12 protein-coding genes are annotated in these 15,067 nt (G+C 71.7%); 5 read left to right on the forward strand and 7 right to left on the reverse strand.

All coding sequences use genetic code 11. The features are described 5' to 3' along the window. Positions 1 to 11: 11 nt before the first annotated feature. From LRS74_RS09870 to LRS74_RS09880, 3 genes are all read right to left on the reverse strand, one after another. Positions 12 to 1,370 (reverse strand): glutamine synthetase family protein, encoded by a 1,359-nt coding sequence (locus tag LRS74_RS09870; RefSeq protein ID WP_277740650.1) that lies wholly within the window; start codon positions 1,368 to 1,370, stop codon positions 12 to 14. Next, entirely contained in the window at positions 1,371 to 2,882 is a 1,512-nt protein-coding gene (locus LRS74_RS09875) for an amino acid permease (protein WP_277740651.1), read from the reverse strand. A gap of 79 nt (positions 2,883 to 2,961) precedes the next feature. Further along, entirely contained in the window at positions 2,962 to 3,996 is a 1,035-nt protein-coding gene (locus tag LRS74_RS09880; protein WP_277740652.1) for a hypothetical protein, read from the reverse strand. Positions 3,997 to 4,253: 257 nt separating this feature from the next. Here LRS74_RS09880 and LRS74_RS09885 point away from each other — a divergent pair, with 257 nt between their 5' ends. Both LRS74_RS09885 and LRS74_RS09890 read left to right on the forward strand, forming a co-directional pair. Then, on the forward strand, positions 4,254 to 5,096 hold the full coding sequence (locus LRS74_RS09885; protein ID WP_277740653.1) for a carbohydrate ABC transporter permease: 843 nt from the start codon (positions 4,254 to 4,256) through the stop codon (positions 5,094 to 5,096). Between the two features lie 189 nt (positions 5,097 to 5,285). Beyond that, complete coding sequence (locus LRS74_RS09890; RefSeq protein ID WP_277740654.1) at positions 5,286 to 5,903, forward strand: helix-turn-helix transcriptional regulator; 618 nt, start codon at positions 5,286 to 5,288, stop codon at positions 5,901 to 5,903. Between the two features lie 51 nt (positions 5,904 to 5,954). On the opposite strand, the gene LRS74_RS09895 is transcribed toward LRS74_RS09890, so the two are convergent. Continuing rightward, a complete protein-coding gene (locus tag LRS74_RS09895; RefSeq protein WP_144381596.1) occupies positions 5,955 to 6,980 on the reverse strand; it encodes an ATP-dependent 6-phosphofructokinase in 1,026 nt (341 codons plus the stop codon). A gap of 242 nt (positions 6,981 to 7,222) precedes the next feature. On the opposite strand from LRS74_RS09895, the gene pta reads away from it, so the two are divergent. From pta to pyk, 3 genes are all read left to right on the forward strand, one after another. Beyond that, positions 7,223 to 9,340: a phosphate acetyltransferase gene (gene pta / locus LRS74_RS09900; RefSeq protein WP_277740655.1), complete on the forward strand. Its 2,118-nt coding sequence runs from the start codon at positions 7,223 to 7,225 to the stop codon at positions 9,338 to 9,340. After that, entirely contained in the window at positions 9,337 to 10,491 is a 1,155-nt protein-coding gene (locus LRS74_RS09905; protein ID WP_277740656.1) for an acetate kinase, read from the forward strand. Before pta ends, LRS74_RS09905 begins: the two co-directional genes overlap by 4 nt. A gap of 62 nt (positions 10,492 to 10,553) precedes the next feature. Next, positions 10,554 to 11,978: a pyruvate kinase gene (gene pyk, locus LRS74_RS09910; RefSeq protein WP_277740657.1), complete on the forward strand. Its 1,425-nt coding sequence runs from the start codon at positions 10,554 to 10,556 to the stop codon at positions 11,976 to 11,978. 94 nt (positions 11,979 to 12,072) lie between these two features. Here the strand turns inward: pyk and LRS74_RS09915 are convergent, their stop codons facing one another. From LRS74_RS09915 to LRS74_RS09925, 3 genes are all read right to left on the reverse strand, one after another. Continuing rightward, positions 12,073 to 13,581: a hydrogenase expression protein HypF gene (locus LRS74_RS09915; RefSeq protein ID WP_277740658.1), complete on the reverse strand. Its 1,509-nt coding sequence runs from the start codon at positions 13,579 to 13,581 to the stop codon at positions 12,073 to 12,075. Further along, complete coding sequence (locus LRS74_RS09920; protein WP_277740659.1) at positions 13,559 to 14,188, reverse strand: DUF6114 domain-containing protein; 630 nt, start codon at positions 14,186 to 14,188, stop codon at positions 13,559 to 13,561. Before LRS74_RS09920 ends, LRS74_RS09915 begins: the two co-directional genes overlap by 23 nt. 119 nt (positions 14,189 to 14,307) lie before the next feature. Further along, the gene (locus LRS74_RS09925; RefSeq protein ID WP_277740660.1) at positions 14,308 to 14,925 is read right to left on the reverse strand and encodes a DUF6230 family protein; all 618 of its coding nucleotides are present in this window, start codon (positions 14,923 to 14,925) and stop codon (positions 14,308 to 14,310) included. Between the last annotated feature and the right edge of the window lie 142 nt (positions 14,926 to 15,067).

Raw genomic sequence — 15,067 nt, forward strand, 5'->3', positions numbered from 1 at the left:
GGCCGGCGGCGTCAGGCCCGGCCGAACCACCGCTCCCGCTCGGCGTCGCTCACCTCCACCCCCGACCCCGCCGACCCGGCCAGCGCGTCCGCCTCGACGCGCGCCGCGTGCGCGTAGTGTCCGGCCACGGCGGGGCCCAGCAGCTCCCGGGCGAGCGGGCCGGTGCCCAGCGCCTCCGCGGCCGCGGCGAGGGTGCGGGGCACCGGCGGCCCCGCCTCCTCCCGGTAGCCGTCGCCGACGCAGGGCGGCGGGGGCTTGAGCCGGTGGTCGATCCCGTGCTCGATGGCGGCGAGGGCGGCGGTCAGCGCCAGATAGGGGTTGGCGTCGGCACCGGGCAGCCGGATCTCCAGATGGCGGCCGGGGCCGCGGCCGGCGATCCGCACGGCACAGGTGCGGTTGTCGACGCCCCAGCTGAACCGGGTCGGCGCGAAGCTGCGCTCCACGTACCGCTTGTACGAGTTGACGGTCGGGGCGTAGAGCGGGGCCAGCTCCGGCAGTGCCGTCAGCAGCCCGGCGACGGCGTGTTCGGCCAGCGCCGTCGGGGAGCCGTCGGCGTCGGCGAGCACCGGCCGCCCCTCCCGCCATAGCGACAGGTGCAGATGGAGCCCGCTGGCCACGCCGGTGGCGGGGGCGGCCATGAAGCTGGGCACGGTGCCCAGCCGTTCGCCCAGCACCCGCGCGCCGTGTTTGAAGACCGTGTGGCCGTCGCAGGCCGCCAGGGCTTCCCCGTACGGGAAGGTGATCTCGATCTGGCCGGCCGCCCCCTCGGTCTTGGCGGCCTCCAGCGGCAGCCCCGCCTCACGCAGCCCGCGGTGCAGCGCGCGCAGGAAGCGGTCGGTGAGCGGGTCGTGGTCCAGGGCGCAGTCCCGGTTCTGGGGGGCGACCGGCTCCGGCAGCCGGCCGTCGGCGACGTCGGCGTAGCGCCCCCGGTACAGCACGAACTCGGTCTCCAGGCCGACCCCGGCGGTCAGGCCGCGCTCGGCGAGCCGGGCGAGCCGCTCGCGCAGCAGTTGCCGGGGCGAGACCGGCACCGGGCGCCCGTCCAGGTCCGCGTCGGCGTGCACCAGCGCGGTCCCGGGCCACCACGGCAGCCGGTGGACCGCCCGCGGGTCCGGGGTCAGCCGCATGTCGCCGTAGCCGGTGTCCCAGGAGGCGAGCGAGAACCCGTCCACCGGCCGCATGTCGACGTCGGTGGCCAGCACGTACGCGCACATCCCGGCGCCCTCGGGCACGACGCGGTCGATGAAGTGCCGGGCGTCGAAGCGCTTGCCCTTCAGGCGGCCGGGCATGTCGACGAGGGCGAGCAGCACGGTGTCGACCGTCCCCCGGTCGATGTCGGCGCGGAGCTCGTCGAGGCTCAGCGGAGCCATTCAGATCACCTCCTGGAGCAGCTCGGCGTTCTTGCCGGAGGTGTCGTACGTGGGTGTGGTGAGCGAGCGGCGGGCGAACGGCCACCAGACGGTGGCCAGCAGCAACGCCACCGCCAGCGCGACCGAGGCGTAGTTCATGGAGGCGGCGGTGACCGGGCTGACCTGGGGCAGGCAGAACAGCACCGTCGCGAAGCCCACCCAGCAGACCGCGATCCAGCCCACCACGCGGCTCCACCGGCCCAGCGTCCACGGCCCCGGGGCGAAGCGGTGCGGATGGCGCAGCCGCAGATAGACCGGGATGACGTAGGAGGGAGTGATGCCGATGACGTTGATCGCGGTGACGGCGGTGTAGGCGGTCTCGGAGTACAGCGACGGTAGCGCCAGCACGAAGGGGCCGGCGACGGCCAGCCACACCGCCGCGTACGGGGTCTGGGTGCGGGCGCTCACCCGCTGCCACAGCGCCGACCCGGGCAGCGCCCCGTCCCGGCTGAAGGCGAAGGCCATGCGGCTGGCGGCGGCGATCCCGGCGTTGGCGCAGAACAGCTGCGCCACGATGACGATGAGCAGCAGCGCGGTGGCGCCGTCGGTGCCCAGCACATCGATGAAGATCTGCGCGGGCGGGACGTCGGCGCCCTGGGTGGCGGCGTAGTCCTGGATGGCGAAGGTGAGCCCGGCCAGCAGCACGAAACCGGCGATCCACGAGACCCAGATGGAGCGCACGATGCCGCGGGCGGCGGAGACCGAGGCGTTGGTGGTCTCCTCCGACAGGTGCGCGGAGGCGTCGTACCCGGTGAAGGTGTACTGCGTCAGCAGCAGCCCGACGGCGGTGACGTAGAGCGGGTTGGACCAGCCGGTGTCGTTGACGAACTCCCCGAAGACGAAGGACGGCGACTGGTGGCTGTCGGGGGCGATCGCCAGGACGGCGACGATGACGGCCACTCCGAGCAGATGCCACCAGACGCTGATGGAGTTCAGCAGGTTGACCATGCGGACGCCGGCCAGGTTGAAGCCGGCGAACAGCAGCAGGATGGCGGTGAAGACGACCATGGTGGACTCGGGCGTCGGCGCGATGTCGAACTGGAGGTCGAGCAGGGCGCCGATGAACAGCGCCGCGCCGTAGCCGCTGCCGGCGATGCCGCCGAGCAGTCCGAGCAGATTGATCCACCCGGTGTAGTAGCCCCAGCGGGGGCCGCCGAGCTGGTGGGCCATGTAGAACATGGCGCCGGAGGTGGGGTAGGCGCTGGTCACCTCGGCCAGGGCCATCCCGATGAACAGCACCATCAGCCCGACACCGGCCCAGCCCCACAGCATCACCGCGGGGCCGCCGGTGACCAGCCCGAATCCGTACAGGGTCATGCAGCCGGAGAGCACCGAGATGATGCTGAAACTGATCGCGAAGCTACCGAAGCCGCCCATGCGGCGGGCGAGGACGGGCTGGTAGCCGAGGTCGCGTAAGTGCTCCTCGTCCCGCCGGTCGCGTCCGGTCCTCAGCCTCTTGGCGGCGTGCGACACGAAGTCTCCCTGTTTCCTCGGGGTTGGGGGTGCGTCGGGGTGGAGCGTGGGGGGGGTGACGCGCTCTCGGCGGCGCGGCTCAGAACGAGGGCCGATGCAGCCGCCGCCCTGCGTCGCCCTGGGCGACGCCGAGACAGTGCCGCCGGATGCGGGCGAACTCGGCGGCGACGAGGTCGGTTCGGCCGGGGTCGGCGATCCGGTACTGCCAGGGCCGGGCGGTGGCGTACCGGCCCATCCAGTGGAAGACACGGGCGGCGTCGTCGAACCGGTGGGCGGCCCAGAGGGCGTGGGCGAGGTAGTTGGCGTCCATCAGCGACCGCTCGGCGGGGTCCGAGAGGTCGAACCACCGCCGTACGCCGCGCTCCGCGTCCCGGATCGCGCCGTCCTGCACCCAGTGCAGATCCAGCGCGTGGTCGCCGCCCTCGGGGTGCGACTCACGCCAGCGCTCGGCGTGCACGTACAGCGGCAGCACCAGCAGCGGCGAGCCCGGCGGCGCGTGGTCGGCGGCCCAGCGCGCGAAGAGCGCCATCTGCGCGTGTCCGCCCAGGCCGCCGAGGAACTGCATGGCCCGGTGGTACGCCTCCCGGTTGCCCGGGTCGCGCCGGTCCGCCTCCGCCAACAGGCCCCAGGGGCCGGGGCACAGCATCGGATCGGGGGGCGCCTGCCGGTACTCCGCGACCTGGTGCCACTCGTCCAGCGGGGCCAGCGCCAGCCGGCACACCCAGGGCACCGGGTCCCGCGGCCGCGCCCGCGCGGCGGCCGCGCACGCCTCCTCCGCCTCGCGCCACAGCCTCGTCGTCTCCGCGTGCCGGATCCGCCGCGCCCGCATCGCCCGCTCGACGGCCACCCGCGCCCGCATCACCCGACCCGCGCCGCTCTCCGGATCCTCCGCCAGCCAGGCGTCCACCACGTCCGAGCCGGCGGCCGCCGCTCCCAGCACCTGCGTCCGGTAGGTCCACCGTCCCCAACCGCCCTCGTCCACCAGCAGGTTCCGCATCGCCATCCACCGCCCGGCCAGCAGATCCTGCAGGGCCTTGCGCAGCTCGTTGTCGGCCCCGGCCGGGTGGATCACCACCTGCTCGGCATCCTGGGCGGCCGTCTCGTCGAGGCTCATCGGAGGTCCGTCGAAGAGCGCGCGGGCATGGTGTCGGTGGGGCGTAAGGGTACGGCTGTGGTCACCCCGTCACTATGTGTATGGGAACCGGCGCCGCGCAAGCGATTCCGGCCCGGAGGGTCGAAAGTTGGCGGGTCCTCGCCACCACGGTCCCGAAACGCGGACTCGCCGATCTCGTCGCCCGGTGCCGCCGGGCTTCTCGCCCGTGCCGTCCGGCGGTTTCATGGTCTTCCGGCCTCACTCCGTCCGGAGGTGTCATGCGCTCGAGACTCGCCCTCAGCCGCCGCGCCCGCCGCCGCCTGGCCGCCGATGTCGCGCTGCTGGTGACCGCCGCCGCGTTCGCGCTCCCGCTGGCCTGGCTGCTGTTGGCGTCCGTGGACGCGGAGGCGACGCTGCGGGTGGCCGCGCCCGGGTCGCCCACGCTCGACAACTTCTCGGCGGTGTGGACCGACGAGATCACGTTCACGCCGATGGTCAACAGCCTGCTGCTGTGCGGGGGCGCCGCGGTGGTGACCGTCGGCTGCGCGGCGCTGGCCGCCTACCCGCTGTCGCGGTTCCGCTCGCGCCTGGTGCGGCCGTATCTGCTGACGATCGTGTTCAGCACCTGTCTGCCGATCACGGCGATCATGGTTCCGGTCTATGGGCTGTTCGTCCAGACGGACCTGATCGACACGTTGCACGGAACGGCGCTGTTCCTGGCCGCGACCCAACTGCCCTTCGCGATCTGGCTGATGAAGAACTTCATGGACGGGGTGCCGGTCGCGCTGGAGGAGGCGGCGTGGACGGACGGGGCGTCCTGGGCGCAGGCGCTGGCGCGGGTGATCCTGCCGCTGATGGGGCCCGGGGTCGCGGTGGTGACGATCTACAGCTTCATCATGATGTGGGGCAACTTCTTCGTGCCGTTCATGCTGCTCCTGACGCCGGATCAACTTCCGGCCTCGGTCAGCGTCTTCACCTTCTTCGGCAACCACGGCTCGGTCGCCTACGGCCAGCTCGCCGCCTTCTCGCTCCTCTACTCCACGCCGGTGGTGCTGCTGTACGTGCTGATCTCCCGGCGACTGGGCAGCGGTTTCGCGCTCGGGGGCGCCGTCAAGGGCTGAACCCAGACCCCCTCCGTCGCGGTCGACTTCGGTCAGTCGCCGAAACGACTGGATACCAACTCAGTCATTTGTCATGCATGTGTAACCCTCTGCCGCTACGGTGCGCTTGTGCATCCGTCCATACCGGAAGAGCCCAGAAGTACGTCGTTTGATCCAACAGCCGCCCGTCGGCTGCGCGAGGCGTTGGGGATGACGCACGCGCACGTCTCGTACGGCATCCAGGCCGCCTACGGGCTCCGGGTGTCACCGGCGACCGTCGCCGCCTGGGAGTTGGGGGAGGCGTTCCCCGACGAGAACGAGCTGATGGCGCTGGCGGGGGCGCTGTGGTGCGCGCCCGGAGACCTCCTGGGAGCACCCGGCACGTTGCGCGAGCACCGGGTGGCCCAGGGCATCGCGCCGGCCGACCTGGCCATGCGCATCGGCATGGACCCGTATGAGTACGAGCGGATGGAGAGCTCCGGGGTCTGGACCGGGAACGACGGCCAGGCCGCCAACCTCGCCGAGGTGCTCAAGCTTCCGCTGCGCGCCTTCTTCCAGGTCACCGGGCGCGACGAGGCGCTCGCCGGACTGCTCCGCTCGGCGGTGGACACCCGCTGGCAGGCCTATGTGCGCAAGGTCGCCAAGTTGGTACCACTGCCCAAACCACGCATCGAGCAGGCCCTGAAGTCCCTGCACGGCGACTACCAGGCCCGGATGGCGGCCACCCTGGTGCGCGGCGCCACCGCCGACAACGCCGCCGCCGACGCGAGGGCCTTCCTCGACCACATCGTGGAACACTTCTGGGACCGGATCGACGCCGCCGTCTGACGGTGCGGAATCCGATCCGTGGGCCCGGTGACGTACGTTCCTACGAAGCCCCTAGAAGACAGACTCCGCCTCGTGCATGCGGTCCGCCGGCACCCGCTTGAGCTCGGTCACCGCGTCCCCGATCGGCACCATCACGATGTCCGTGCCGCGCAGCGCCGTCATCATGCCGAACTCGCCGCGGTGCGCGGCCTCCACCGCGTGCCAGCCGAAGCGGGTCGCGAGCACCCGGTCGTACGCGGTCGGGGTGCCGCCGCGCTGGACGTGGCCGAGGATGACCGGGCGGGCCTCCTTGCCCAGGCGCCGCTCCAGCTCGACCGCGAGCCGGTTGCCGATGCCGGCGAAGCGCTCGTGGCCGTACTGGTCGATCTCGCCCTTCTGGTAGTCCATCGTCCCCTCGGCGGGGTGCGCGCCCTCGGCGACGCAGATGACGGCGAACTTCTTGCCGCGGGCGAACCGCTCCTCGACCATCTTGCACAGGTCGGCCGGGTCGAACGGGCGCTCCGGCAGGCAGATCGCGTGCGCGCCGGCGGCCATGCCGGACTCCAGGGCGATCCACCCCGCGTGCCGGCCCATGACCTCGACGACCATGACCCGCTGGTGCGACTCGGCGGTGGTCTTGAGCCGGTCGATGGCGTCGGTGGCCACGCCGACCGCGGTGTCGAAGCCGAAGGTGCGGTCGGTGGCCGAGATGTCGTTGTCGATGGTCTTCGGCACGCCGACGATCGGCAGGCCGGAGGCCGCGAGCATGCTGGCGGCGGTCAGCGTGCCCTCGCCGCCGATGGGGATGAGCACGTCGATGCCGTAGTCGCGGGCGAGCTCCTTGGAGGTCTCGCACGCCTCGCGCAGCCGGGCGCGCTCCAGGCGGGAGGAGCCGAGGATGGTGCCGCCGCGGGCCAGGATGCCGCTGACCGCGTCGAGGTCGAGCTTGCGGTGCCGCCCCTCCAGGAGCCCCTTGAAGCCGTCCTCGAAGCCGATGACCTCGTCCCCGTGACCGGCCACCGCGCGGTGTACGACCGACCGGATCACAGCGTTGAGGCCAGGGCAGTCGCCGCCTGCGGTGAGGACTCCGATGCGCATCGTGCTCTGTCTCCTGCTGCCGACTGGTACGGACTGAACCAGTCCGATTGTTTCACGGGCCGGGCCGTGCCGCGTCCCCCTGACCTGGCGAGCGCCCTATCTACGGGCGCAGGTATTGTCAAGAGGGCAGGGCCCATCCATCGTGGTTTTTTCAGGCATTTTCCTGAGTTGCGGCCACCACCGTGGCCGCGCCACCCGCACCTGCCCGCAGTGGAAGCAGACAGACGGATCGGAGAGCACGCGTGACGCGCAGCGTGTACGTGACCGGGATCGACCGTGGCGACGGGCGCCAGGTCGTGGAGCTGGGAATCATGGAGCTCCTCACCCGCCATGTGGACAGGGTCGGTGTCTTCCGCCCCCTGGTCCACGACAACCCCGACCGCCTGTTCGACCTGCTGCGGGCGCGCTACCGGCTGAGCCAGGCCCCGGGGAGCGCGTACGGCATGAGCTACGAGGAGGCCGCCGCGCTCCAGGCCGAGCGCGGCACCGACGAGCTGGTCGCCCAGCTCGTCGGCCGCTTCCACGAGGTGGCCCGCGACTACGAGTACGTGCTGGTGCTGGGCAGCGACTACGCCGCCACCAGCCTCCCCGACGAGCTGGGCCTCAACGCCCGACTGGCCAACGAGTTCGGCGCCTCGGTGATCGCCGTCGTCGGCGGCCAGGACCAGAGCGCGGAGTCGGTGCGGGCCGAGGCGCGCAACGCCTACCGCGCCTACGAGGCGCAGGGCTGCGACGTGGTGGCGCTGGTGGTCAACCGGGTCGCCCCCGCCGACCGCACCGCCATCACCGAGCGGCTGGCCGCGCGACTGCCCGTCCCCTGCTACGTGCTCCCCGAGGACGCCTCGCTCTCCGCGCCCACCGTCTCCCAGGTGGTGCGCACCCTCGGCGCCGAGGTGCTGCTGGGCGACGACTCCGGGCTCTCCCGCGACGTGCGCGACTTCGTCTTCGGCGGCGCCATGCTGCCCACCTTCCTGCCCGCGCTGACCGACGGCTGCCTGGTGGTGACCCCCGGCGACCGCGCGGACCTGATCGTCGGCGCGCTCGCCGCGCACAGTGCCGGCGCCCCGCCGATCGCCGGCGTGCTGCTGACCCTGGACGAGCGGCCGGGCGCCGACATCCTGGCGCTCGCCTCGCGGCTCGCCCCCGGCACCCCGGTGGTGTCGGTGCCCGGGAAGAGCTTCCCCACCGCCGAGCAGCTGTTCGCCCTGGAGGGCAAGCTGCACGCCGGTACGCCGCGCAAGGCGGAGACCGCCTTGGGTCTGTTCGAGCGGCACGTGGACACCGCCGAGCTGACCAACCGCATCTCCGTGGCCCGGTCCAGCCGGGTCACGCCGATGATGTTCGAACACGAGCTGATCGAGCGCTCCCGCTCCGGCCGGCGCCGGGTGGTGCTGCCCGAGGGCTCCGAGGAGCGGGTGCTGCGCGCCGCCGATGTGCTGCTGCGCCGCGACGTGTGCGAGCTGACGCTGCTGGGCGACCAGGACGCGATCCGCAAGCGCGCCGGCGAACTGGGCATCGAGCTGGCCGAGGCGCAGATCATCGACCCGCAGACCTCCCCGCTGCGCGAGCGGTTCGCCGAGCTCTACGCCAAGCTGCGCGCCCACAAGGGCGTCTCCTACGAGCTGGCGTACGACATCGTCGCCGACGTCTCCTACTTCGGCACCCTGATGGTGCAGGAGGGGCTGGCCGACGGCATGGTCTCCGGCGCGGTGCACTCCACCGCCGCCACCATCCGGCCCGCCTTCGAGATCATCAAGACGGCGCCGGGCGCGCAGATCGTCTCCTCGGTCTTCTTCATGTGCCTGGCCGACCGGGTGCTGGTCTACGGCGACTGCGCGGTCAACCCGGACCCGAACGCCGAGCAGCTCGCCGACATCGCCATCCAGTCGGCGACCACCGCGGCCCAGTTCGGCGTCGAGCCGCGGATCGCGATGCTGTCGTACTCCACCGGCACCTCCGGCTCCGGCGCGGACGTGGACAAGGTGCGCGCCGCCACCGAGCTGGTGCGGCAGCGCCGCCCGGACCTGCTGGTCGAGGGCCCGATCCAGTACGACGCGGCGGTGGACGCGGCGGTCGCGGCGACCAAGCTGCCCGACTCCGAGGTCGCCGGCAAGGCCACGGTCCTGATCTTCCCGGACCTCAACACCGGCAACAACACCTACAAGGCCGTGCAGCGCTCGGCGGGCGCGGTCGCGGTCGGCCCGGTCCTCCAGGGCCTGCGCAAGCCGGTCAACGACCTGTCCCGCGGCGCCCTCGTCCAGGACATCGTCAACACCGTGGCGATCACCGCCATCCAGGCCCAGACCCCGACGTCCCCCGCCGCCCCGGCGGACCCCGCACAGAAGGCGCAGACCGCGTGAACGGCTCCCGAGTCCTCGTCCTCAACTCCGGCTCCTCCTCGCTGAAGTACCAGCTCCTGGACATGGCCGACGGCTCCCGGCTGGCGTCGGGGCTCGTCGAGCGCATCGGTGAGGGACCGGTCGCCGACCACGAGGCCGCCCTCAAGCAGGTCGCCACGGAGCTCGCGGGCCAGGGCCTCGGCCTGGACTCGCCGGCGCTGGCCGCGGTCGGCCACCGGGTGGTGCACGGCGGCACCCGGTTCACCGAGCCGACGCTGATCACCGACGAGGTGGTCGAGGAGATCGAGAAGCTGGTGCCGCTGGCCCCGCTGCACAACCCGGCCAACATCTCCGGGATCACGGTGGCCCGTGGGCTCCGCCCCGACCTGCCGCAGGTCGCGGTCTTCGACACCGCCTTCCACTCGACCATGCCGGAGTCGGCCGCGCGGTACGCGATCGACACCGAGACCGCCGACCGGTACGGGGTGCGGCGCTACGGCTTCCACGGCACCTCGCACGCGTATGTCTCGCGGGCCACCGCCCGACTGCTGGACAAGGACCCGTCCGAGGTCAACACGATCGTGCTGCACCTGGGCAACGGCGCCAGCGCCTCCGCGGTGCGCGGCGGGGAGTGCGTGGACACCTCCATGGGTCTGACCCCGCTGGAGGGCCTGGTCATGGGCACCCGCTCGGGTGACCTGGACCCGGCCGCCATCTTCCATCTGGCGCGGGTCGGCGGGCTGTCCACCGACGAGATCGACGCCCTGCTGAACAAGCGCAGCGGGCTGCTCGGCCTGTGCGGCGACAACGACATGCGGGAGATCGGCCGCCGCATCGGCGAGGGCGACGCCGCCGCCCAGCTGGCCTTCGACATCTACATCCACCGGCTGCGCAAGTACGTCGGCGCGTACGCGGCGGTGCTGGGTCGGGTGGACGCCGTCGCCTTCACCGCGGGCGTCGGCGAGAACTCGGCGGCCGTCCGGGAGGCGGCGCTGCGCGGCCTGGACGCCTTCGGCATCGAGGTGGACCCGGTGCGCAACGCCATCCGGGGCTCCTCGGCGCGCCTGATCTCCGCCGAGGAGAGCCGGGTGGCGGTCGCGGTGGTGCCCACCGACGAGGAGCTGGAGATCGCCACTCAGACGTTCCAGCTGGTCACCGAGGCCAGCGCCTGATCATTGGGTTTTCCTACAGCTCGAATATTCCGCCCCGAAACAAACCCGATAGGATCCGCCTCATGCGCCGTTCCAAAATCGTCTGCACCCTGGGCCCCGCCGTCGACTCCTTCGAGCAGCTGAAGACGCTGATCGAGGCCGGCATGAACGTGGCCCGCTTCAACATGAGCCACGGGACCCACTCGGAGCACGAGGAGCGCTACCACCGGCTCCGTAAGGCGTCCGCGGAGACCGGTCACGCGGTCGGCGTGCTCGCCGACCTCCAGGGCCCGAAGATCCGGCTGGAGACCTTCGCCGAGGGCCCGGTCGAGCTGGTGCGCGGTGACGAGTTCACCATCACCACCGAGGACGTCCCGGGTGACAAGACGATCTGCGGCACCACCTACAAGGGCCTGCCGGGCGACGTCGCCAAGGGCGACCAGATCCTGATCAACGACGGCAACGTCGAGCTGCGGGTCACCGCGGTCGAGGGCCCGCAGGTGCGGACGATCGTCATCGAGGGCGGGGTGATCTCCGACCACAAGGGCATCAACCTGCCCGGCGCGGCGGTGAACGTCCCGGCGCTGTCCGAGAAGGACGTCGATGACCTGACCTTCGCCCTGCGGATGGGCTGCGACATGGTCGCGCTCTCCTTCGTGCGGGACGCCGCCGACGTGCGCGACGTGCACCGGGTCATGGACCAGGTGGGCCGCCGGGTGCCGGTGATCGCCAAGGTCGAGAAGCCGCAGGCGGTCGCCAACATGGAGGAGGTCGTCATGGCCTTCGACGGTGTGATGGTGGCCCGCGGCGACCTGGCGGTGGAGTACCCGCTGGAGAAGGTCCCGATGGTGCAGAAGCGGCTCATCGAGCTGTGCCGCCGCAACGCCAAGCCGGTGATCGTGGCGACCCAGATGATGGAGTCGATGATCACCAACTCCCGGCCGACCCGCGCCGAGGCGTCCGACGTGGCCAACGCCATCCTGGACGGCGCGGACGCGGTGATGCTGTCCGCCGAGTCCTCGGTCGGCCAGTACCCGATCGAGACGGTCAAGACCATGTCGAAGATCGTCCAGGCGGCCGAGGAGGAGCTGCTCTCCAAGGGCCTCCAGCCGCTGGTCCCGGGCAAGAAGCCGCGCACCCAGGGCGGTTCGGTGGCCCGCGCGGCCTGCGAGATCGCCGACTTCCTGGGCGCCACGTCGCTCGTGGCGTTCACCAAGTCCGGTGACACCGCCCGCCGACTGTCCCGCTACCGCGCCCAGCAGCCGATCCTGGCGTTCACCACCGACGAGTCCACCCGCAACCAGCTGACGCTCAGCTGGGGCGTGGAGTCCTTCGTGGTTCCGTATGTGGAGAACACCGACGGCATGGTCGACCTGGTCGACGCCGAGCTGCTCAAGCTCAACCGCTACGCCGCGGGCGACACCATGATCATCACCGCCGGCTCGCCCCCCGGCATCCCCGGCACCACCAACATGGTCCGGGTGCACCACCTGGGCGGCGCCCAGTAACCGCCGCGGCACGCCACGGCGTCGGGCCCGTCCCCCCTCACGGGGGACGGGCCCGACGCCTTTCCGTGCGGCTCCCGCGGGGACGAGCGGTGGCTCACCCCTCGGTCTGGTAGAGGCGCATCCCCGGAATGGTCAGGTCCCCGCCGAACTGTCCCGCCTGCACCACCGTCGCCTCGGTGAAGAACAGCTCGGGGAGGGTCAGCGGCGGCGGGGCCTTGGGCGAGAAGGTGACCGGGATGATCCCCAGCAGCTTGCCGCTCAGCTCCTCGGTGTACATCGTCACCGTGCCGTTGCGGATGGTGGAGGTGCTGCCCTCGCGGCCCGCCACATGCGTGGTGGTCCCGCCCGGGCCCTTCACCAGCTGGTGCAGGTCCTTGATGTCGACGCCCTTGGCGGTGAACTTCAGGACCTTCTTGACCTTCCCGCTGTACGTCTTCACCTCGACGATGCCGTCGTAGGCGAGCCCGTGCAGGCCGAGCCTGGTCGTCTTGAGCGTCCACGGCTCGTCCGGCAGCAGGCTGGCGGTCGGCTCCGTGGGCGCGTTCTCGTACGCCTCGGCGTCGTAGGTCGGACAGGGGTAGCCCTCGCCGTCGCCCTCGGCACCGTCGCCCGGCTTCGGGGACGGGTCGGGGGTCGGGGTGGAGTCCGGGCTCGGGGTGGTGGTCGGGGACGGAGCGGGCGAGGTCCCGTCGGTCGGTTCGTCGCCCGGGTCCTCGTCCTTCCCGGCCCGGTCCGCCGCCTTGTCGGCCGCCTTGTCCTCGGCCTCGTCCTTCGCCTCGTCGGCGGTGTCCGCGGCCGGGTCCCCGGCCTTGTGGGTCGGGTCCGAGGTGGGTTCGGTGGCGTCCGAGCCCGGCTCGGCGCCGTCCTCCCCCGGCTGTCCCGCGTGGTCGTCGTCCTCGCCGTTGAGGACGTCCTCCAGCGGGTCGCCGATGCCCAGCGGGTCGAGCGGATCGAGCGGGTCCAACGGGCTCTCGGGGTCGGTCTCGACGGGGTCGGGAGACTCCGTCGCCCCGTCCGCGGGGTCGGTCGATCCGGTCGGGGCCGGCTTCGGCGTGGTGCCGTCGCCGGTCGGTCCGGGCGCGGGCGTGGTGCCGTCCTGGCCCGGGTCGCCGGTGTCCTCGTCGCCCGGGTTCTCCTCGTCCTGGCCGGTGCCGTCCCGACCCTGGTCGTCCCGGTCGCCGCCGGCGGGGTCCCGGGGCTTCTCGCCGTCGGGGCTCTCCGGGGTCCCGGGCTCCTCGCCCTTGGGGTCCTCGGTGTCCTTGCCCCGGTCCCGGTCCCGGTCCTGGCTCTTGTCCTGGTCCTGGTCCTTGTCCTGGTTCTTGTCCTTGTCCTGCTCGTCCCCCGCCTCGTCCGGCTGGGTCACGCACGGACCCGGCTTGAAGTCCTGCGCCCGGGGGTCGGCGCTGGCGAGCTGCGGGGTCAGCCCCATGCCCATGAGCACGGCCGTCGGCATCGCCGCCAGGGCGATCGCCTTGCCCGCGGGCATCTGCAGCCGGGTGAGGACCGACTTCCTCGGAGCCGCGTGGCGCGGTCCTGTTCTCGTGCGGCGCGGTTTGCCGGCGTCGGCCTCCCGCTCCTCATCACCCCGCACGGTGCCTCCCATTCATGGTCTCCTGCTCCGGCGCGGTCCCGGCCCCGGCCGGTTCCGGCGTGTTCTCACCGTCCTCGGCGCCCCTGTCGTCCACGCCGTCGGTGCCGTTCGGGCCCTCGGATCTCGCCACGCCGTCAGCGTCCTTCGCGTCGTTCGCGTCGCCCACGCCGTCCGCGGTCCCCTTCGGCGCACGCCGCCGGCCCTTGGCCGGCTGCCCACCGGGCACCTCGCCCGGCTCCCAGGCCACGCTCATACCGCCCCCGAACAGGGCGAAGAGGAAGCCCACGACGAGCCCGCCGAAGTTGGAGACGACCAACGAGACCAGGCCGAGCAGGATCGAGGCGACCCCGGCGAAGACCCGTACGGCGGGCTGGAACCACATGCTGAGGCCCAGCACCACCAGCAGCACACCGATGATCAGTGACGCGGATCCGGTCGTGGTGCCGATCCGGAACTGCAACTGCCCGAAGGTGAGGTTGTGATACGGGAGGTACGCGATCGGCAGCCCGCCCAGGACGGTCAGCACCCCTGCCCAGAACGGGCGCTGCCAGCGCCACTCCCGGAACGACTGACGCCACTGGATCGAGTGGTTACGCGCCCCCGGCGACTCGGCACTCATCGAAAACAGCTCCCTGGGGCTGGCGATCTGGACGGTCGGAAGATGTTCGTGACGGACGATGGCGCGAGCGGGGCAGGGTGAGGGGCGGTGAAGACGACCCCCCACCCGCGCTCAGCGCATCAGAAGCACTCGTGCTTGCCCTTGCTGACCTTCAGCGAGAGGCCGGAGAGCTTGAAGGTGCCCGCGCTGGTCGCCCAGGCGGTCTGCTTGACGTCGCTCAGCGAGACCTCGTCGGCTTCCTGAGCGAATCCGTTGGGAAGGGCGGCGTCACCCTTGTTGATGCCGGGACCCTTGCTGGAGTCGGCAGCCGCCACACCGATGTTGATGTTCCGGAACGTGGCGTCCGCGTCGAGCTGGTCGAGGTCGATGTAGAGGTTCTTCGCCTCGACCTTCTTGCCGTTGGTGCCGGCCGACAGCTTCAGCGACACATCGCCGAAGAGCGGAACCGGGATGACCACCGACTGGCAGAGGTCCCTGATCTCAGCGCTCTTGAACGCGGAGACCGCGACCGGGATCTTCTTGCCGCCGTGCTGCGTCTCCAGCGCTCCGTACTGGACGAAGCCCCGGCCTTCCAACTGGCCGGCGGAGACCTTGAAGTTCTGGCCGGACACGCTGAACGACGCCGCGAGCGCGCCCTGGGCAACGGCGACACCGATCGCGGCCGTAGCCGCAACGCTCGGAACCATGACGACGGCGAACCGCTTCCATCTGGTCCCGCCACGAGCCACGGACTGCATAACTGTCCTCCTTCTCGGACGTACATCTCCGGCCGGGGACGCCATGGCCGCCGGCTGGGATGGGAGAAGTGCTACGTCCTCGGGAAGGAGAGCGCCCGGACCCCGGATGCCCGAACGCACCCGACATCGCCGGCGATCACCC

Source organism: Streptomyces sp. LX-29, assembly GCF_029541745.1.
Lineage (GTDB): Bacteria > Actinomycetota > Actinomycetes > Streptomycetales > Streptomycetaceae > Streptomyces.

Excerpts from the sequence above, each read along its gene's own strand:
- LRS74_RS09870 (WP_277740650.1), bottom strand. The coding sequence starts at position 1,370 with ATGGCTCCGCTGAGCCTCGACGAGCTCCGCGCCGACATCGACCGGGGG.
- LRS74_RS09880 (WP_277740652.1), bottom strand. The coding sequence starts at position 3,996 with ATGAGCCTCGACGAGACGGCCGCCCAGGATGCCGAGCAGGTGGTGATC.
- LRS74_RS09885 (WP_277740653.1), top strand. The coding sequence starts at position 4,254 with ATGCGCTCGAGACTCGCCCTCAGCCGCCGCGCCCGCCGCCGCCTGGCC.
- LRS74_RS09890 (WP_277740654.1), top strand. The coding sequence starts at position 5,286 with ATGACGCACGCGCACGTCTCGTACGGCATCCAGGCCGCCTACGGGCTC.
- LRS74_RS09895 (WP_144381596.1), bottom strand. The coding sequence starts at position 6,980 with ATGCGCATCGGAGTCCTCACCGCAGGCGGCGACTGCCCTGGCCTCAAC.
- pyk (WP_277740657.1), top strand. The coding sequence starts at position 10,554 with ATGCGCCGTTCCAAAATCGTCTGCACCCTGGGCCCCGCCGTCGACTCC.
- LRS74_RS09915 (WP_277740658.1), bottom strand. The coding sequence starts at position 13,581 with ATGGGAGGCACCGTGCGGGGTGATGAGGAGCGGGAGGCCGACGCCGGC.
- LRS74_RS09920 (WP_277740659.1), bottom strand. The coding sequence starts at position 14,188 with ATGAGTGCCGAGTCGCCGGGGGCGCGTAACCACTCGATCCAGTGGCGT.
- LRS74_RS09925 (WP_277740660.1), bottom strand. The coding sequence starts at position 14,925 with ATGCAGTCCGTGGCTCGTGGCGGGACCAGATGGAAGCGGTTCGCCGTC.